At 55.8% G+C, this 18,878-nt stretch carries 15 protein-coding genes and 1 riboswitch; of the genes, 2 read left to right on the top strand and 13 right to left on the bottom strand.

All coding sequences use genetic code 11. The features are described from left to right. Window positions 1-406: 406 nt before the first annotated feature. The 7 genes from ACFFIY_RS08970 to ACFFIY_RS08940 form a co-directional block, all read right to left on the bottom strand. Window positions 407-4,798: a S8 family serine peptidase gene (locus ACFFIY_RS08970; protein ID WP_354196120.1), complete on the bottom strand. Its 4,392-nt coding sequence runs from the start codon at window positions 4,796-4,798 to the stop codon at window positions 407-409. A gap of 653 nt (window positions 4,799-5,451) precedes the next feature. Continuing rightward, window positions 5,452-5,916, bottom strand: coding sequence for a 6,7-dimethyl-8-ribityllumazine synthase (gene ribH, locus ACFFIY_RS08965; protein WP_354196118.1), 465 nt, complete (start codon window positions 5,914-5,916; stop codon window positions 5,452-5,454). 27 nt (window positions 5,917-5,943) lie between these two features. Further along, window positions 5,944-7,137 (bottom strand): bifunctional 3,4-dihydroxy-2-butanone-4-phosphate synthase/GTP cyclohydrolase II, encoded by a 1,194-nt coding sequence (locus ACFFIY_RS08960; RefSeq protein ID WP_354196116.1) that lies wholly within the window; start codon window positions 7,135-7,137, stop codon window positions 5,944-5,946. Between the two features lie 17 nt (window positions 7,138-7,154). Beyond that, the gene (gene ribE / locus ACFFIY_RS08955) at window positions 7,155-7,814 is read right to left on the bottom strand and encodes a riboflavin synthase (protein ID WP_354196114.1); all 660 of its coding nucleotides are present in this window, start codon (window positions 7,812-7,814) and stop codon (window positions 7,155-7,157) included. Beyond that, window positions 7,763-8,899, bottom strand: coding sequence for a bifunctional diaminohydroxyphosphoribosylaminopyrimidine deaminase/5-amino-6-(5-phosphoribosylamino)uracil reductase RibD (ribD, locus tag ACFFIY_RS08950; RefSeq protein ID WP_354196112.1), 1,137 nt, complete (start codon window positions 8,897-8,899; stop codon window positions 7,763-7,765). Before ribD ends, ribE begins: the two co-directional genes overlap by 52 nt. Before the next feature lie 117 nt (window positions 8,900-9,016). Continuing rightward, a riboswitch (FMN riboswitch) is annotated at window positions 9,017-9,151 on the bottom strand. A gap of 365 nt (window positions 9,152-9,516) precedes the next feature. Beyond that, a complete protein-coding gene (fabI, locus tag ACFFIY_RS08945) occupies window positions 9,517-10,296 on the bottom strand; it encodes an enoyl-ACP reductase FabI (protein ID WP_354196110.1) in 780 nt (259 codons plus the stop codon). A gap of 261 nt (window positions 10,297-10,557) precedes the next feature. Further along, entirely contained in the window at window positions 10,558-11,280 is a 723-nt protein-coding gene (locus tag ACFFIY_RS08940) for a gamma-glutamyl-gamma-aminobutyrate hydrolase family protein (RefSeq protein ID WP_354196108.1), read from the bottom strand. Between the two features lie 177 nt (window positions 11,281-11,457). Here ACFFIY_RS08940 and ACFFIY_RS08935 point away from each other — a divergent pair, with 177 nt between their 5' ends. Next, on the top strand, window positions 11,458-11,667 hold the full coding sequence (locus ACFFIY_RS08935) for a cold-shock protein (RefSeq protein ID WP_354196106.1): 210 nt from the start codon (window positions 11,458-11,460) through the stop codon (window positions 11,665-11,667). A 108-nt stretch (window positions 11,668-11,775) separates the two neighbouring features. Here the strand turns inward: ACFFIY_RS08935 and ACFFIY_RS08930 are convergent, their stop codons facing one another. Beyond that, window positions 11,776-11,964, bottom strand: a complete 189-nt coding sequence (locus tag ACFFIY_RS08930) for a zinc-finger domain-containing protein (RefSeq protein WP_354196104.1) — start codon at window positions 11,962-11,964, stop codon at window positions 11,776-11,778. 99 nt (window positions 11,965-12,063) lie between these two features. Here ACFFIY_RS08930 and ACFFIY_RS08925 point away from each other — a divergent pair, with 99 nt between their 5' ends. Further along, window positions 12,064-12,450 (top strand): reverse transcriptase-like protein, encoded by a 387-nt coding sequence (locus ACFFIY_RS08925; RefSeq protein ID WP_354196102.1) that lies wholly within the window; start codon window positions 12,064-12,066, stop codon window positions 12,448-12,450. 5 nt (window positions 12,451-12,455) lie between these two features. Here ACFFIY_RS08925 and ACFFIY_RS08920 read toward each other — a convergent pair whose 3' ends face one another. The 5 genes from ACFFIY_RS08920 to ACFFIY_RS08900 all read right to left on the bottom strand — a co-directional run bounded on the left by ACFFIY_RS08920 (window position 12,456) and on the right by ACFFIY_RS08900 (window position 18,783). After that, entirely contained in the window at window positions 12,456-12,857 is a 402-nt protein-coding gene (locus ACFFIY_RS08920) for a VOC family protein (RefSeq protein ID WP_354196100.1), read from the bottom strand. An 80-nt stretch (window positions 12,858-12,937) separates the two neighbouring features. After that, window positions 12,938-13,534, bottom strand: a complete 597-nt coding sequence (locus ACFFIY_RS08915; protein ID WP_354196098.1) for a metallophosphoesterase family protein — start codon at window positions 13,532-13,534, stop codon at window positions 12,938-12,940. Then, window positions 13,531-14,226 carry a DUF421 domain-containing protein gene (locus tag ACFFIY_RS08910; RefSeq protein ID WP_354196169.1) on the bottom strand — a complete coding sequence of 232 codons (696 nt, stop codon included), beginning with the start codon at window positions 14,224-14,226 and terminating at the stop codon, window positions 13,531-13,533. The genes ACFFIY_RS08915 and ACFFIY_RS08910 overlap by 4 nt, the downstream gene beginning before the upstream one ends. Before the next feature lie 85 nt (window positions 14,227-14,311). Continuing rightward, complete coding sequence (locus ACFFIY_RS08905) at window positions 14,312-15,136, bottom strand: sulfurtransferase (RefSeq protein ID WP_354196096.1); 825 nt, start codon at window positions 15,134-15,136, stop codon at window positions 14,312-14,314. Then, window positions 15,133-18,783, bottom strand: a complete 3,651-nt coding sequence (locus ACFFIY_RS08900; RefSeq protein WP_354196094.1) for a dynamin family protein — start codon at window positions 18,781-18,783, stop codon at window positions 15,133-15,135. Before ACFFIY_RS08900 ends, ACFFIY_RS08905 begins: the two co-directional genes overlap by 4 nt. Window positions 18,784-18,878: the final 95 nt, after the last annotated feature.

Below are 18,878 nucleotides of genomic sequence, written 5' to 3'. Positions count from 1 at the left end.
AAAATAAAAGGAATCAGATCAGTCAATACTTCCGCTTGTCGACCACCTTTTGGCTTTCGTCAAAAATTTCGATCTTGCTTGGGCTGGTTGCCTTCGCCAATATGACGGCTTCTGCAATGGCCTCGTCTTTATAATGAAACATTTCCCCCTGTGCCAGGTTTCCGATTGAGATAATCCAACGAGAAGCGTCCTTGTCCGGTGCAACACGATAGCACTGCATGAACGTTTTCCACTCCTTTAATGGGGTCCGGTTAATACCGGGCATTATGACCTATCACCATTCTCTATCCTTTTCACCAATTTGTCAAACTTATTTTTCAAGTCTGCACATTATTTTTAATTGTACAAAAAAAGCTTCGGAAACGATGTCCGTTTCCGAAGCTTTCCGTGATCATTTTCTAACCGCTCACTCCATATTGATGAAGATCTTGCCAGGAGCCAGTTCCCTCGTCACATTGCCGAAGTCGTCCTGGGCTTTCACTTCGAGCCGCGCCCCGTTGGCGGTTAGACCCGAAGGTGCCGTCCAGTAGCCGACGTAGTGGCCCGGAGAGGTTTCCATCATCGGCAGTTCGGTCGCATCGGCGGTCGTATTCGTCAGCGGCATGTGCATGATGAAGCTTGCCTTCAGGCCAGGTTCGCTGTCGAATTCAAACTTCACGGACTGGCCGGTCTTCAGGTGCTTATCCTCGGCCGGCGTCAAGTTTGTGATTTCCGGTGCATCGTACTTCGCCGTAATGGTTACGCTCTTCTCGGTTTTATTTCCTGCGGCATCGACGGCAGTGACCGTGATTTGATTCCGGCCGTTGTCGAGCAGGATCCGCTTGGTGTATTTGCCGTTTTTGACGTCGGCGGCCTGGCCGTTGACGGTGACCGAGTCCAGGTTGGCGTCAGAGACCGACCCTTGGACTGTGACCGTCTCCCGGTTCGTCTTTTCGCCATCCGCCGGACTGTCGATCGTCAGCTCAGGCTTCATCGTATCAAGCGTCACAGTGACAGGGGCCGAGGTGCCTGTTGTTTTTCCGCCTAGCAGCGAGGTGGCGGTGAACGTGTTCTCCCCTTCCTCCAGCGTTACATCGAACGAGAACTTGCCGTCATTGCCGACTGTGACCGTGCCGACTTCTTCCCCGTTGTTGTCGAGGCGGATGTCGGTCGTCGGGGACGCTTGTCCTTCCACCTTGATCGATGGATCGTTCGTCAGTGTGGAATCCTCAGGGGACGTGATGACCGGGGTGGTCACTTCAAAGTCCACGCGCGCACGGATCATGTAGTTGCCCTCATCGGCAGGTGCCGGAGTCCATGCGCCTCCCACGAACTGATAGCTGCGCTTAGCGTTCGGTCCGTTTTCATCCGTTCCGAGACCCGGCGTGTTCGGGTTGGCCTTCGTTTGGATATAGACCATGTAGAAGTCTTTGCCGACCGTGATGGCATGCTCGCTCAGGTCGACGACCGTCCATTCTCCGTTTCGGAGAGCCGTGGCATCATACGGACCGGCGATTTTCTTGCCCGGTGTGCCATCTGTGCCGCTTGCATCCCAAACTTCAACCGCGAATGCCGTACCGCCGGGAACCGGCCATTCCGTATCCCAGAAGCGGAACACGCCGGCCGTGACGATGCCCTGATCTTCGCCTTCAGGCAGGGTCATCTTGACGCCCCATCCGTTGCCGGCATCGTAGAAGGCCCGCGCGTTTTCCGCTGTTCCGTCATCATAGCCGATTTCTCCGCCCGGTACCGTGTAGAACGGTTCCAGTTCAAAGTTCTGGACCGCACCGTCCTTGCCGATCGTCACGCGGGTTTCCTGGCCGTGATAACCCGGCGCCACCACTTTGACGGTATAGTTTCCTTCATAAGCAGAGATCGAGTAGCGTCCGTCTGCATCGGTTTCAACCGGTGCCACGTTTGCATCCTCGACAAGGTAGACGGATGCGCCCGCCACCGGTTCACCGTCGGAGGCGTCAGTGATCGTTCCGCTGAGCGTATTCAGTGGAACTTCTTCCAGCACAAAGTTGGCGTTGGATGTTTCATCCGGTGCGACGGAAACGCTTTGCTCGGCAGAACGGAAACCATAGGCCTCCGCAACCAGCGTATAGTCACCCGCCGGAACGCGCATCGAATACGTTCCGTTTGCCGGATTCGTGTAGACCGAGCTGCCCGTCTCCAGGACGCTTACCTGGGCACCGAGCGGCAGGAGAACAGGTGCCGGCGTTTTTCCGTCTTCAATCGGTTTGAATTCCTTTTTCGGGATGACCGGCTTGATCTTCGTCGGATCGACCGGCTTTTTCAGCTCAAGTCCCGGAGTCTTGTCTTTGATGGCTTCAGGCTGCAGTCCTTTGGAGAAGAGATTGGCCAGCTGATTGCCCGGCTTTTCTTTGCCGCTGCCATTCCCGCTGTCCTTGCCCGGATTCCCTTTGGCTGCAGCCGGTGCGTTCGGTGCGTCGGCCAGGCCGACAGAGTCGAGATACCAGCCGTCACGGGCAACGCTGGAATCGGAGAATGCGTTGAATCCGATGTAAACCCGCTGGCCCGCATAATCGGATAGGTTCACTTCGGTGTCAATCCAACCGTTGGAGTTGCCTTGGATTTTTTGAAGCTGTGTCCAATTTTCATAATCCGTCGAGATGAATACATGGCCATAATCCCATGCATGTCCGCTCGAAGATTCCTCAAAGCTGTGCCAGTGCTTGAACTGCAGGTAGCTTTCGCCGTCCGGCAGATCCACAGGCGGCATAACGAGCGTGGCGTTCATGTTGTTGCCGTACGGTCCGGAGAGGTTGGTCGCATAAACATTTTCACCCGTTGCCGCTGCGCCCGGTCCGGAAGTCGGTTTTCCCCACTCCCAGCTGTCCGCGTTGCCAAACGACACCCAGCCGTTCGGTTTCTGTGCAAAATCGGTGAAGTATCCGGCCGTGATGCCCGGCAGCACGCCGATCGAGAACGGACCCGCCGTCACGGTGTTGTTGCCGAAGTCGTTGATTGTAAAGCTGTATTCGAAGCTGCCGTCTGCAATGTCTTCACCAGGAACGCTGACTGCGTACAGTCCATCCGTGAATGATCCCGAGACGCGGACAGCCTCTTTTGTCTGTTCGTTTCCTCCCACGTCCGTGTAGTTGAGCGTCACGGCCGTGATTGAAACATTATCGGTTGCACGTATGGTCAGGTCCAGGTCCATTCCTGCATACGCGTCCTGAGGTGCCGTATGCTCATATTCAGGTGCCTCGGAGTCGTCGCCTTCCTTCATGACCCGTCCTTCGATCCCGCCGATTCCGCTGATAAGCGAAGAAACGGCAGAGAATGAATCAACGAGACCATATCCGTATCCGTGGTTCGGAGACACTGGATATTCGCTGTCTGTGAGCGGAACGGCCGTATCGATGAGGATCTGTTCCATCTCATCGACTGTGATATCCGCGTCAACCTGCCGGAGAAGTGCCGCTACAGCCGACACTGCAGGTCCCGCCATCGAAGTGCCGTTCCATCCGCCTTCATAGCCGCTGCCCGGTACGGACGATCGGATATTCGCGCCCGGCGCGGAAATATCGGGCTTGATCTCGCCGTATGGGGACGGGCCGCGGAGCGAAAAGCCTGCCACTTTGTTGTTGATGTCGGTCGCACCTGTGGCAAACGACTCAGGGTAGTTCGACGGTGCCGCTACCGATCCCGGCCCGCCCGGATTGAACAGCGTCGTATTCCCGGCCGAGAATTCAGGGAAGATTTCGGCCGCTCGCCAGTTTTTCACGACATCACGGTACCATTCATCAAGGCCCGGTCCGCCGCCCCAAGAGTTGTTCACGACGTCCGGCGCCATGTCGACGCGCTCATTCCCCTGCGCATCCCTTGGTGCCAAAATCCACTGCGCCGCTGCAAGCAGATCACTGTCAGACCCGCCATCTGCTGTAAAGGCCTTGACGGCGATCCACTTTGCACCCGGTGCAACGCCGACCTGGTTGTTGCCGTTCGGCTCGCTGCCGACCATCGTTCCCGTCACGTGCGTGCCGTGGCCCTGATCGTCATAAGGAGCGCCCCGGCCGACTGTTGCGTCAAACCAGCTGAAGTCATGATCGACTTCTCCGGTCGCGGCATTGTAGCCCCGGTACTTTTCCTTCAGTGCCGGGTGGTCCCACTGAACGCCGGTGTCAATGCTTGCGACAACGGTTCCCGTGCCGTCAATTCCAAGCGCCCATGTTTCAGGGGCACGCACACGCTCGACGTTCCATTCGACGTTTGCCACGCCGGACTTTGGCGCTTCTTCCTCCGTGGTTTTCGTCACGTCCAGCTGCCGCTGCTCATCCGGCAGGATTTTTTCTACTTCCTGGAAGGATGCGATTTTCTCTGCGACATCCTTCGTGGCCGTGACCGCAAGGCCGTTGACGATGTGATACGACTGGATGTTTTCCGCTTTGCCGCTCTTTTCCAGGAGCTTCAGATACTTTTTGACGTCTGCCTGGGATTCCTGGGCGGTCGCCTTCAGTTCCGATACAACCGCAGACCGCTGGGCCAGCTTCGCTTTGTGTGCGGAGAGTTTGTCGCTCTGCGCAGCTTTTCTGGCCTCGGAAGCGGCTTTCTGTGTGTCCGCCTTTTCCTTGAACTTGACGAGGAACGTCACTTTGTCATCTTTTTTGAACTCTGTGAGCAGGCGGTCGCTCAGCTTTTCCTGGATCACCTGAGCGGTATCGACTGCCGACACGTTCGTCGTCCGGTTTTCCGCCGACACAAGTCCCGGCGCGAGGAGCGACGAAACCATGAGGACCGACGCAGCCATGCTCAACAATTTGGACGACTTGTTTTTCTTCGTTCCCGGCATTCCTGTTCCTCCCTTTCTTGGCGATGATAATGTTGGTCCGTTGCTTTGACCCCGGGACCATCCGCCCTTCGGGAAGGGAAGACGATCCCTTGCCAGCCTCCTTTCTCTTGATTTGATTTTGTCTCTTGCTGTTTGTTCAGGCCTCTGGATGCAAATCCATCATATAACAAAAAAGTTCGAATTTTTTGCGTACGAAACCCCATGCAAAGAAGATGACTCTTTGCACCTATGCCGGGATAGGTGCGACAGGGTCTAAAGATGCAATTCAGAAAAGCCTGCCGCCGCAGCAATTTTAGCGGAAACATTGTGGCCTGGCGGTTTTGAGGCCGGGACTTTTGATTATGCGCAAATGCATATTTTGACTGACTGATCAAATTGAATATAAAGCAGGATTGCCTTAAACAGGGAAAGATTGAACCGATTCTGCCGTCATTAAAAAGAGGTCTTTGCATCCAGCATATCTGCCGGCGCAAAGGGCCTTTGGTCTTGCTCAAAGAGATCTTAAATAGGAGAACGCCGATTAATCTGAATGTTTTGCGTACTTTTTCCCATTTCTGTGAGTGGCCCTTTTGGCATCCGTCTGACATATAAATGTAATATAAAAATCCTCCGGAAGATGAAGTTTCTTCCGAAGGTGGGGTGTTGGTCTATTTTTAGTCGATCAGCCGGACCAGGTTCGCCATCTCAATGGCGGCGACTGCCGATTCGACGCCTTTGTTTCCTGCTTTTGTTCCTGCCCGCTCTACGGCCTGTTCGATCGTATCGGTCGTCAGGACACCGAAAATCACCGGGATCCCCGTCTCCGCCGAAACTCTCGCAACGCCTTTTGCCGCTTCCGAACAGACGTAGTCAAAGTGGGCGGTCGCGCCGCGGATCACGGCGCCGAGCGTAATGACGGCGTCGTATTTTCCGTTCGCCGCCATTTTCTGCGAAACGAGGGGGATTTCAAACGCGCCTGGCGCGTATGCCACTGTGATGTCTTCTTCCTCGACCCCATGACGCCGGAGTGCGTCAAGCGCACCGTCCACCAGACTGTGTGTGATGAAATCATTGAATCTCCCTGCAACAATTCCGATTTTCAAGCCCGTGCCGATAAGATTGCCTTCCAGTCGTTTCATATTATCCGCTCCTTTTGAATGGGTTTATTAGTTATGAAGCAGGTGACCGAGTTTTTCGGCCTTTGTTTTCATGTACCGCTCATTTTCAGGATACCGTTCGGTCTCGATCGACATCCTGCCGGAGACTCGGATACCCGATGATTCTAGGCCCTCGATTTTTCGGGGATTGTTCGTCATGAGCACGATGTCCTCCGCTCCCAGATCCTGAAGCATCGCAGCGGCCGGAGCATAGCTTCTCATATCATCGGGGAAGCCGAGACGCTCATTCGCTTCCACCGTGTCCAGGCCGCCCTCCTGCAGGCTGTAGGCTTTCAGTTTATTGATGAGGCCGATGCCTCTGCCTTCCTGCCTCATATAAACTAAGATTCCCCTGCCTTCCAGCTGAATCTGACGGAGTGCGGCGTGGAGCTGTGGACCGCAGTCACACCGCCGGGAACCGAAAACGTCACCCGTCATGCACTCTGAATGAATTCGTACAGGGACGGGTCCGCCGGATGCAATATTTCCGCAGACGAGTGCAACATGTTCCAGACCCGTGGCCTGTTCGGTGTAGCCAAATACGGTGAACGCGCCGAAGTCCGTCGGCAGGACGGTTTGTGCCTCCCTCTTGACGAGCAAATCATGTTTTTTCCGGTACTCGATGAGCTGCCGGATGTTGATCAGCTTCAAACCGTGTTCGGCTGCCATCTCAACAAGTGACGGCAGCCGGGCCATCGTGCCGTCCGCTTCCATGATTTCGCAGATGACGCCCCCGGGTGTATGCCCGGCAAGACGCGCCAGGTCAACTGCCGCCTCGGTATGGCCGGGGCGTTCCAAGACTCCTCCCGGCTTGGCGATGAGCGGGAACATGTGTCCGGGCCGGATGAAATCCTCGGCCGTGGAACGGACATTCATCAGTTCTCTCGCTGTGCGGGCGCGTTCGAATGCACTGATTCCGGTTGTCGAAGAGCGATGGTCTACGCTCACCGTAAAGGCTGTCTCCAGTTTGTCGGTCGTCCGTTTTACCATCGGCTCCAGTCCAAGCCGGGCAGCCCGGTCGCCGTCGACGGGCAGGCAGACGAGTCCCCTGCCGTAAGTTGCCATGAAGTTGATCATCGCCGCATCGGCCAAATCGGCAAGCCCAAGAAGGTCTCCTTCATTCTCACGATCTTCATCATCCGTTACAATGATGAGTCTTCCGTTTTTCAAGTCTTCGATCGCTTCTTCGATAGTGGAAAACATGCGCTTCCCGTCCTTTCTCATGCAAATCCGTTTTCTTGCAGCAGGCTCAGGCCAAGACCGGCGGCTTCTGATCCGTTGTCCGTTGGGTCCGGTTGACTGAGCAGTCGCTCGGCATACTTCGCCATCAAATCGCATTCCAGGTTGACGAGATCGCCCGGCTTTTTCTTCGCCAGGACGGTCAGGTCCTGCGTGTGCGGGATCAGGGAGACCGTCAATGAATCCCGCCCGGCGGAAAACACGGTGAGCGATGTCCCGTCAAGCGCGACCGACCCCTTTTCAACGATGTACCGGGCAAGGGCCGGCGGAACCCGCAAGTCCAGATAAATCGCGTTTGCTTCGGATCTTCTTGCGCTGACTTCAGCCACTGCATCGACGTGTCCGGAGACAATATGGCCGCCGAACCGGCCGTCTGCTGCCATCGCACGCTCAAGATTGACCCGAGAGCCCGGCCTCAGCCGGCGGAGCGTCGTCGCTTTGACCGTTTCCGGCATGAGATCCGCCGTAAATTCATCTTTGTTGAAGCGGGTGATGGTGACGCAGACTCCGTCGACGGAGATGGAATCGCCAAGATGCGCATCCGAAAGAATCTTATCGGCCGCAACGGTCATCACGGCAGAGCGGCCGCTCAGATTGAACGAGCGGACGTTGCCAATTTCTTCGATGATCCCTGTGAACATGCGGTGCCCTCCTTGATTGCTGTGATTTTGAGGTCTTTTCCGGCAAATTCAACTTGATCAAATGTCAGTCCGATTGCCTGTTCCATCGCCGGAAACCCGTTGCCGCCGAACGCGGTCGGTGCATCAATGCCGCCGATCAGCTTGGGTGCGATATAAAGAATGAATTGATTGAAATGACCGCTTTCCAAAAACGAGGCGTTTACTTCACCGCCTGCTTCGACGAGCAGCGTCTGAATCTGTCTTTCGCCGAGCTGCAGGAGAAGATCCGCGATCCGGAGATCCGGAGTGGCCTGTCTGAGCACGGTTGCGCCGGCCTGCGTGAGAGCATGTTCCCGGTCTGACGGTGCTTCGCTTCCGCAGATGATCCAGACGGGCGCTTCTTTGTTCGTGAGAATGTTGGATTGGACAGGCGTTCTGAGCCGGGTGTCCAGAATGACTCGAATGGGATGTTTTCCTCCGCGGGGCAGGCGGGAGGTCAGGAGAGGGTTGTCTTGAAGGATGGTGCCGATGCCGGTCAGGATGGCATCATGGCGGCTGCGGAGATGATGGACGTCTTCCCGTGCTGCCGGCCCGGTGATCCATCGGCTGTGGCCGGTATGCGCGGCAGTTTTGCCGTCTGCTGTGACGGCTGTTTTGATTGTGACATAAGGTGTGGAGGTACGGATAAAGTGGGCAAACGGACGGATGATCCGTTCCGCTCTCGGATGGTCGAAAAGCTCGACTTCCAGGCCTGCCTGTCTGAGCCGGTCAATGCCGGCCGAGCAGACCGCCGGGTTCGGATCCCGCGTTCCGACGAATACGCGGCGGATCCCCGCGCGGATAACCGCTTCCGTGCAGGGCGGTGTCTTGCCGGTATGGCTGCAGGGCTCCAGTGTGACGTACAGGTCGGCGTCCCTTGCAAATTCTCCGGCTTCGGCAAGTGCATGGACCTCGGCGTGCGGGCCGCCCGCCCTGAGATGGGCGCCTGTCCCGACGATCCGCCCGCCATTCACCACCACTGCACCGACGGGCGGATTTGGCGACGTCTGCCCGGCCACGCCTTCCGCCAAGTCCAGAGCCATTTCCATAAATCGGTCTGTTGTCATATTTGGGTCACTCCTTTCGTTTAAATGCAAAAACGCCCCGTATCAAATGACGATATGGGGCGAGCATGAGTCGGTAAGCATGCTTAAATAAACGTTGGAACCAGCCGGATTCCAACGAATCTCCTTCTCCCATCCAGACTTTCACTGTCGGCTCCGGAATTGCACCGGATCCACCGCATCGAATGCGGGTCACGGACTGAGGCTCGCGCCATCACCGCCGGTGGGGAATTGCACCCCGCCCCGAAGGATCTCCTATTCAAGTTCGAATTCATTATTTCACAACGAATGGCTTGGGGCAAGGGGAATTTGTCTTAAGTATCTGTCAGGAAACGGGAGGCGGGATTGGCGGTCCGGGGCCTTTTTCCTTACTGTGAAGAATGCGGGTGAGGGAGAGGCGGGTGAACTTTTTGGGGATGGGCGGAGAGGTGGAGATTCCCGGCGGCTTCAAGTGATTTCGGACCCGCTTCCCGGAGGGCAATTTTTCGAAGCCGCTTCGGCCAATTCCAGGCCCGCCACGGCCAATTCCGTTCCCGCTTGCCGATGATCCATCCCTTCCCTTCCCCAATCTGAAAAGCAGCCGGCGGTGTTGCCCGGCTGCTTTCCTTTTTTATTTGTCATTAGCCCATGATGTGATATCCGCCGTCGACGTAGAGGACTTCGCCGGTGACGCCTGTGCCCATGTTGGAAAGAAGGGCAGTGGTCATGTCGCCGACTTCACGCTGGTCGACGTTGCGTTTGAGCGGAGCGGTTTCTTCGATCTGATGGAGGATTTGATTGAAAGACGGCACGCCTTTGGCCGCAAGAGTCCGGATGGCACCCGCAGAAATGGCGTTCACGCGGATGCCGTCTTTGCCGAGATCATTTGCCAGGTAGCGCATCGATGCTTCCAGCGCTGCTTTGGCCACGCCCATGACATTGTAGCCGTCGAGCACGCGCTCGGCTCCGAGGTAAGTCATCGTGACGATGGCGCCCCCTTCTGTCATGTACGGACGCGCCTCACGAGCGACCGCGACGAGGGAGTAGGCGCTGGTGTCCTGGGCAAACGCATAGCCGTCGCGTGATGTGTTGATGAAATCATCTTTCAGGTCATCCGCATTGGCAAATGCGAGAGAGTGGACAACCCCGTGAATCGTGCCGACTTCCTCCCCGATCTGGCGGAATGCTTCTTTGACGCTTTCGTCGTCATTCACATCGCACTGGACGATGAGCCGCGCTTCCCGGCCTTCCTTTTCAAGAATCCGCTCGAGTTTGGCACGCGAGCGTTCCTGACGGTTTGTAAAAATGAGGTTTGCCCCCGTCTCATAAAGGGATTTTGCCACGCCCCATGCGAGACTGCGCTCATTTGCCACTCCCATGACCACAATATTCTTGCCTTCTAGCTTCAGCAGATCTCCCATTTCCTGAACGCCTCCCGAACTGTTTATACCAATCATTAGTAGCTGGTGCTAACGTGAAGTATATCATAGGGCCGCCGATTGGGGAACCGCCGATTCTCCTGACCGGAATGAAAAGGGGCTGTCCAATTCAAAACAAAAAAAGCAAAAAGCAAGGACTCTGGTCGCTTTCCGCAGGCCAGTCGCCGAGCCTCTTCCGGCGTCCTTGCTTTTTGCTGTCTCACTGGGCCGTTCAGTACTTTCTGGACAGCCCCTTGAACTGCATTATCGGTGTTCTTCCCGGTAGTCCAGCGCGGCATGGATGAACGAGGAGAAAATTTCCCTGGAAGGTCCGTGGCCGTTTACGGCGAAGTTTTCCGGATGCCACTGGGTTCCGAGGATAAATCGCTTGTCCTCCAGCTCGATCGCTTCAATCAGGCCGTCCGGGGCTTTGGCGGCAATCGTCACGCCCTCGCCAACGGTTTTGGCTCCCTGATTGTGCGAAGAGTTGACCCGTGTTCGTCCATTTTCAAATAAGGGCTTGAGAAGCTTTCCTCCGGTGATCTCAACATGGTGGACGGGAAATTTCCGTCCGTGCTCTTGTTTATGTTTCACCGGGTTGTCGAGCTGGTCGAGCACGGACTGATAAAGTGTTCCGCCGGTCACGACGTTCAGCATCTGCATCCCGCGGCAAGTGCCGAAAAACGGCATATCCCTTGCGATGACTTGCTTGACGACAGTGGAGTCAAATTCGTCCATCTCGAAGTTCAGTCTGCCTGTACCGGGATGAGGTTCTTCGCCGTAGTAATCCGGGTCAATGTCCCAGCCGCCGGTCATGACGATGCCGTCGACGAGATCCAGGACTTCCCCCACTTCCTCGGGCGGGACAATCGGCAAGACGACCGGAATTCCGCCTTCCTGGAGAATGGCGGAGATGTAGACCGGCTGCAGTTTATAATCATATAAATTATCTTGTGTTTGTGCGGTGACTCCGATGATTGGCTTCATGCGTTCACGCTTCTTTCGTTTAACGTTCCATTACCAGTATTCCCTGGATGTCCCCCCGGCAAAACAGATCAGAAAATTGTTTTATTTGTTTGACCTGAATTGTCGAATGATGTATATTGAAGGTTGGGTCCGGATACCCTGTATCGGATGACATTTGACTCGTCGGGGGGATGTAAAATGTACCAGGGCAAAGTGAAATGGTTCAATAACGATAAGGGGTACGGCTTCATTGAAATGTCGGACGGCGAGGATGTCTTCGTCCATTACACCGGTATCATGGGCGACGGTTTCAAGACACTTGACGAAGGCCAGACGGTCTCTTTTGAAGTCATCGAAGGAAACCGGGGTCCTCAAGCTGCAAATGTCGTGAAACTGGAAGAGCATTGAACAGGGATGGATGGATCCGGAGCGAGTGTGCTTCCTGATTGCCATATCGCATCCCTATTTCCATACAAACAAAAATCCCGCTTGCCGGCTTGCGCAGAGCGGGATTTTTTAGTGGCCGAGTTTATTGAGTTCAGCGCCGAGAAACTGCAGCTGTTCTCCGACAGTGCAGCCGCGGATGCAAAAACTGTGCGCAGCGGTTTTCCCTTTTTCTTCGCGCAGCTGCCTTTTCAGGAAGCAGTCTTCACAGTAGCGGTCCAGAAGTTCGTCGATATCCTGAATCAGATCAATTTTATTCAACTCAAGTCACTCCATTTATACAGGTTCCCACATTGTATAGTCTTCCCGCTTCGTTTTCAAGTATGAGAGCCAAAACTTCCCGACTGGAGGGAGATTGATATGCTGGAAGTATTTATCGACGGTGCTTCTGCCGGAAATCCCGGAAAAAGCGGCATCGGCATTTTTATCCGCGGCGAAGGCCATCAGGACAAGTTGTCAGAGTTTGCAGGCGTGGTCGATAATCACACTGCTGAATTTACGGCTTTCCTGAGGGGTGTGGAAGAAGCAGCCAAGCGGACGACCGGACTCGTATCCATCCGCTCCGATTCAAAGGCTGTTGTGTCTGCAGTTGAAAAGCGGTACGCCAAAAATCCCGTTCACCGGGATATTTTGGAACGGGCACTCGCCATTGCCGACTCGTTTGAATTCTTCTTCATCAAGTGGATCCCGGATGAGGAAAACCGGGCGGCCGATGCACTGGCCAGGGAAGGGATCCGCAAAGGCTGACCCGGTCAGAACGGAAGGTCAAGCTGCCAGGAAACGCCGAACCGGTCATTGACCCATCCGAACTTCCTGCTGAATCCGTACTCGCCAATCGGCATCAGGGCTTCGCCATCGCCGAGCAGTTCCTTGTAAAGCCGGTCGATCTCCTCTTCTGAACTGCAAGTCAAAAAGATGGAGAATGAAGGCGTGAAGTCAAAGCCATGGCGTATATTGCTGTCGATGCAATGAAATTCCCTGCCCTTTAATGTGAAGGACGCACGCATTACCGTTCCTTCGTCTCCGCCAGGATTACCCGGGCCATAACGGGTGATCTCCATGATTTCGGAATCCTCGATGAGGCCGGTATAAAACTTCATCGCCTCTTCCGCCTTTCCCTTCTGGAACATCAAAAACGGAGTTGCTTTTTCCATGGTGGACCGCTCCTTTACCTCCCTATAACTCAAAATAACAGCAGCAGGCAGATCCGATCCGGGTCCGTCCTGCTGCTTTCTCATTCCATCACTTTTCTGAACTCCACCGTGCGGGCAGCCGGGTCGTACAGCACCCATTCCCGGTCGCCGACAACTGGTCCGACATTGACGAATGTCTGTCCCTTTGTCACGTCATATGGCACGCCGAAACCGATGTCTATTGGCTCGCCGTCGATGGAGAGATCTGATTCATGGCTGTGTCCGTAAAAGGTGAGGTCGCCCGCATTTCCCGGATAAACCGGCGTCCACGGATCGCCGCCCCACTCCCACTGGTGGCCGTGCACGATTTCCGCACCGTCGATGTCCATCGTTTCAGGCATCGACCGGATCCGCCGAAGAAGCGGCTCTCCGGATTCCGTGATCATGGCGATGCGTTCTTCCTGATTGCCCATCACCGACGGGAAATCCAGAAGGTTGAGCAACCCTTCCGGCAGGAGCATGACTTCCTCCAGCCTGCTGAAGCGTTCGTAAGGTGCGCGCTTTTTGCTGATCGTGCATTCAAATAAATCGCCCGTCCCGACAACTTCGGCACCGGGCGCGTGCTGGCTGATATGGTCCAGCACATCCTCCAGATCCTGTACGGAGGAGTGGATGTCTCCGATGATGGCAAATTTCATTCAATCTCCCCCGGTCTCATTGTATCATCCTTCGTCCGGACATAAAAACCGTCCATCGCAGACCATTCACAGTAAAGAATGTCCTGAACGCCTCCGAATCCGAGATCTGCCATCGCATCCAGCAGCCATTCTTCCCGTTTGCCGATCTGCCGCAGCATTTCCCTTTTGACGGTTCCGCGGTCGATCAACAAAACGCTCGGGTCTTCTTCGGCTACATCCAGATGAAGGTCTCCGGCAGTCGCAGGTTTGTACCGGGCATACGTATTGATTGAGAATGATCCGTTCGTTTCGATGAGCAGATCTTTTACTTCCCGCAAAGAGAAAATTCCGCTTTGCCGGAGCATGATCCGAAGCTGTTCCATCTCGAGAGCATTTTTCCTGAACGCCTCGGTATCCAGTTTCCCGTCTTTGATCAGGTAGACCGGCCGCCCCATGAGCAGGACTCTTCCCTTGTCCGAGCGCTGGGCAATCTTTTCGATCAGATAGATGAGGATTGCCCAGACAGCGAGCGTGAACAGCAGGTTCCAGACCGAGATGCTGCTGTCGAACAAAGTTTCTTCCACGATGCCTCCGAACAACAACAGGTAGACGATGTCAAACGGAGTCATTTCGGCGAGCTCTTTTCTTCCCAGCAGCCGGACGATGACCAAAAGCGCGAGCAGCGCGACAACCAGCTTGATGGCATTCGTCATATAGTCCAAGAGGGCATCCCTCCACCTCTGTTGCTTTCTAACCCTCTGATACCCCGCTTTCCTTCCCGTGAATCAAACTGCCGATTCACTCACCCGTTTCCACCGGGGCGTCCGGGTCACTCACCCAGTCACTGTAGCTGCCGACATACAGCCGGAGATTTTCCTGGCCGATATGAGCGAGCATCGCGTTAAGCGGTGCCGCAGTCACACCGCTGCCGCAGTAGACGGTCACCGGCTCATCAGAAGCGACCACTTCCCGGATGGCCCGCACGATTTCCTCTCCCGTGTTGAACTGCCCGCCGGAAACGAGCCTGCTCCAGTCAAAGTTCCGTGCACCGGGGATATGGCCGGCCACCGGATCGAGCGGTTCATGTTTTCCTGCGTAGCGTTCGGCCGCGCGGGCATCGAGCAGGATGCCTTCCCCGCTGCCTTCCACGACTTTGCGCACATCCTCACGGCTTGCATACAGCTGTCCCTGCCAGTCCGGCTTCACTTCCGATCGTTCGGGAGCCGCCGCTTCCGTTTGAAGAGGATAGCCTGCGCGGACAAGTCCTTTATATCCTTCCTTCAATATATAGACCTGCCGAAAACCTCCGTACCGGAGCAGCCACCATGCCCTTGCGGCGAACGGCTCTCCTCCGTTGTCATAAATGAGGATCCGGTCATCGAGCATGAGCCCGCTCCTGCGGAACAACTCAGTCAGATTCTCGCGGGACGGCATGGGATGGCGGCCGTTCTTTGAATCCATATCGGACAGGTCTTTCTCAAGATCCCAGTGGACGGCGCCTGCAATATGCCCGTTTTCGTAGGCCGTTTTCCCGGCTTTTGGATCCTGCAGCGAAAAGCGGACATCGATCAGCTTCCAGTAACCGTCCGACAGTTCATCCACCGTTTTGAACACTTCCGTCATTTCAATTCCTCCCTTTCAGATAGTGTCGAGTAAATCCCTTTCCACTCATCCAGGTTGCCGAATTTCTGAAGAACTTCCCGCTCGGAGCCGATTTTCGCGAGCGCCCCCTGAAGGAGATGTTGCCTGAGGCCTTCCGCCTCCAGTTCCGTCCACTGGTCGAAGCTGTTCAGCATGCGCGCCTTTTGTTCATTCAAATATTGCTCCGCGTCTTTTTTTGCCGCCTGCTCGAGTGCATCCCGCAGCTTGTCGCGCGTTCCTGCCTCAAAGAAGTCCTTGTCGTTCTTATAGATCCGGTTGACGGCGGAGTAAGCCGAGGGATCCGGAAAAACTTCCGGGAATGACAAGCTGTCTTTGTCGTCCGGTTCAAACGGTGTCAGGCCGAACACCGGATCCATTTCCCGGAGCGTTCGCTGTTCGTCGGTGAACCTGCCGGTGAGCCGGCGGGACGTGTAGTTTGTCAGCCTGAGGTCCGTCACTTTCAGCTCCTGGACGATGTCGAAGCCCACAGCGCCGAGCGCTTCGCGGAGCGCCGTGGAAAGGGCCTCTTTGGCCGGGCGTGAAGCAAAGGTAGCAGGGTTGTATGCTTCCCGGAAGAACTCGGTGAACCGGTAGAACACCCGCTGCAATACATAGTAGATCAATTCATCGAGCTCGGCCTTCACATCGTTCATGATCACTTGCGCCCCCGAGTGGGCAAACCGTTTCCGCAGATCCTGTTCGTAGAGGCGGAGCTCTTCCAGACGCTCTTCCTTGCGCGACAGGTTCGATTCCGTCCGGGAGATCAGGGCGCCGAGCGACTCGACGGCTTTCCGGCTTTCTTCCCGGAGCGACTGCACCGCAAGCGCGTTCAGTTCTTCGCCGAGGAAGTGATGGAAATCCTTCTCAAATTCCGGCATGCCGGATCCGAGCGTTTTCCCTTCCGTCTTCTCTTCGAGCGCACGCAGGCTCGAGATGCCGAACAGCCGCGGATTGCGGATGCCGAACCGCTGGAGTTCACCGGCGACATATCCTTTGACGAGATCCGCTTCTTCTTCATCTGCGGCCAGGTCGATCGCATTCACCAGGAAGAACATCTTGTCCATTTCAAACGCGTCCTTCACCCGGCCGAGCTGGATGAGGAATTCCCGGTCGGCGGCGGCAAACGCATGGTTGTAATAAGTGACGAACAAAATGGCATCGGCATTACGGATGTACTCGAACGCCACATCCGTATGGCGGGCGTTGATCGAATCCGCACCCGGTGTGTCGACAAGCGTGATGCCCTGGCGCGTCAGCTCGCAGTCATAATAAAAATCGATCGATTCGACAAAGCAGCTTCTCGTTTCATCGGCGACATATTCTCGGAATTCCGCTTCCGCCACATTGACCGTCTTGCCGAGCAGCGGACCCCTTTCATGGAAGCCGGCCTTGAATGCCCGGATGAATGAGCGGTGCAGCTGCTTGCCGTCTTCGATGTCATCTTTCGCAGCGGCTTCGTCGGCGTGCCGGTAGGCATCTTCAAGCGACCGGACCGTCATGCCGAGTTCCGCGAATGCACGGACGACGTCTTCCGTCATGGCCTCCACTGTCTTCAGGTGAATATCGGCCGTGCCGCTCGCTTTGTCCCGCGCCGCATCCGCCGGCCGGATGCGGTTGATGGCGGCTGTCGTCGGATTCGGAGAAACCGGCAGCACCGGCTCGCCGATCAGCGCGTTGGAGAACGATGATTTCCCTGCACTGAATGCGCCGAACAGCGCGATGGTGAAGTCCTTCCGGCCGAGCCGGTCCGCTTTTCGCCGGAGATAATCCGCCGTTTCGGAAAACCCCGGGATGCTCCGGATTTTATCGGAAATGAAAAGCGCATCAGAAACCGCTTCGTCGGCTGCCGCCTCGGTGACGACCGGGCGGTCCGACTCTTCTCCGCCTTCAGCAGCCGGCTGCTCGTCTTCCTTGCCAGGAGCCATCGACGGCTCGAAGTCAACGACAGACTCACGTGCCGATTGTTCTTTCCGTTCCCACTTTTCCGCTGTGAGTCTGGCTTCTTCATCAAGCCGGGAGTCTTTGGATGCGAGGGATTTCTTAAAGCGGACGATCGTCTGGACAGCTTCCTCGATCGCCCGGATGGCGCCGGCTTTTTCCGACATCGATCCCGCCTGCTGCTCCAGCCGGCCGGTGCTGTCATTGGCGCGCTCTGCAATAACGGCCGTCTTTTCTTTTTTCCAGCCGTCCGTCTCGCGGATGAACCACCGGATCACGGCCTGGCGGACAGCTTCCGTGAAGTTGAGCACCGTGTCGCCGGTGACCAGGGCACCCTGCGGGACTTCTCCTTCAATGACCGAAAGCGGCACTTCCAGGTCCATCCTGTCGATCCGGATGGCTTCTTCATCAGAAAGGATTCCCGCCTCGCGAAGTGACTGCTTCATCAGGTTCCGCAGATGCGTGGCCGCCTGGGCATCCGCCGTTTTCCTGAAAAGGCGGATCATCCGCTCCTCCCGGGCAACGCGTTCTTCTTCCGTTTTCTTGCCGCTGAACAGGAAGCCGACTTTAAAGGACGGTGACCTCGACTCCAGGTATTCCTTCATCTGATCACGGACTTCAAACGGCATGAGGCCCGCATTTTCCAGCAGTTGCTTCCGCTCTGCTTCAAAAGAAGCTTCCCACAGTTCGGGCGACAGGAGCTCGACCCGCCGCGCCGCATCGGAAGCCTCTTCAAGGATTTCCTCACGCCGGTTCCATTCGTCTTCCGTCAGGATTTCAGAATAAGTCGATTTCCGCTCCGCCACTTCATCCTCGAGAAACCGGAGATGCTCGTCTTCCAGTTTGCGGATGGTGCCTTCACCCGTTTCAATGAGCGACGCTCCCCGATTGCCGATGCTTTGGCCGATCAATTCCTTCACGCGGCTGAAATCATTGTGCGGAAGTCCTGTCTGCTTCAACGATGTGTAGAAGATCCCTTTCGGATGGACACCCCACGAAGCGAATGAATTCCGGACGGATTCCTGAAAGTCTTCGAAACTCAGCTCTTCTTCCCGGTGCTTGTCGATCTGGTTGACGATCAGGTAAACATTTTCATTGTATTGCATGAGGTTTTTGGTGAAAGTGAAGTTGAGTCCGGACTGCACATGATTGTAGTCCATAACATAAAAGACGAGGTCTGCAATATGGAGCGACGACTCGGTCGACAGTCTGTGGGCGTCATCTGTCGAGTCCACGCCGGGTGTGTCCATCACGGTGACGCCGTCAGGCAGCGCCGATCCCGCATGGCCGACTTCGATGTCCGACACGCCGGCTCCGTCTTTTGAGAATTCCTTGATGTATTCCAGGTCCAGATTGCCGGTGAACCGAACGGGCGGACCGTCTGTCCGGTGGATGATCGCAAAGTCCTCGTCCGCCTTGTGAACGCGCACGATGTTGGCGCTCGTCGGAATCGGTCCGGTTGCCAGCAGATCCACGCCGGTGAGCGCATTGATCATGCTCGACTTGCCGGCGGAAAAATGGCCGGCGAACCCGATCACAAATTCGTCCTTCATCACTTTTCCGGCAAAGCGTGCTGCCCGCTCTTCCCGCTCCCGGTCATCGTCCTGCCGAAACAGCACGGCCAGCCGCGCAGCTTTCCCGATGAGCTGCTCTCTCTGTTCATTGATCGGTGATTGTTTGGTTTCTGTCATAAATTGAAGCTCCTCTGCCTGTTTTACTGGTCTTATCATATCATTTTTGCCTTCCCTATTGGGGTGGCCATTGAAAAAGGCCTCCCGCTCATGGC

The sequence above is a fragment of the Bhargavaea ullalensis genome (assembly GCF_042432615.1).
GTDB lineage: Bacteria > Bacillota > Bacilli > Bacillales_A > Planococcaceae > Bhargavaea > Bhargavaea ullalensis.
Note: the sequence above shows the minus strand (reverse complement) of the source record. Positions and strands in the feature narration are given on the sequence as shown.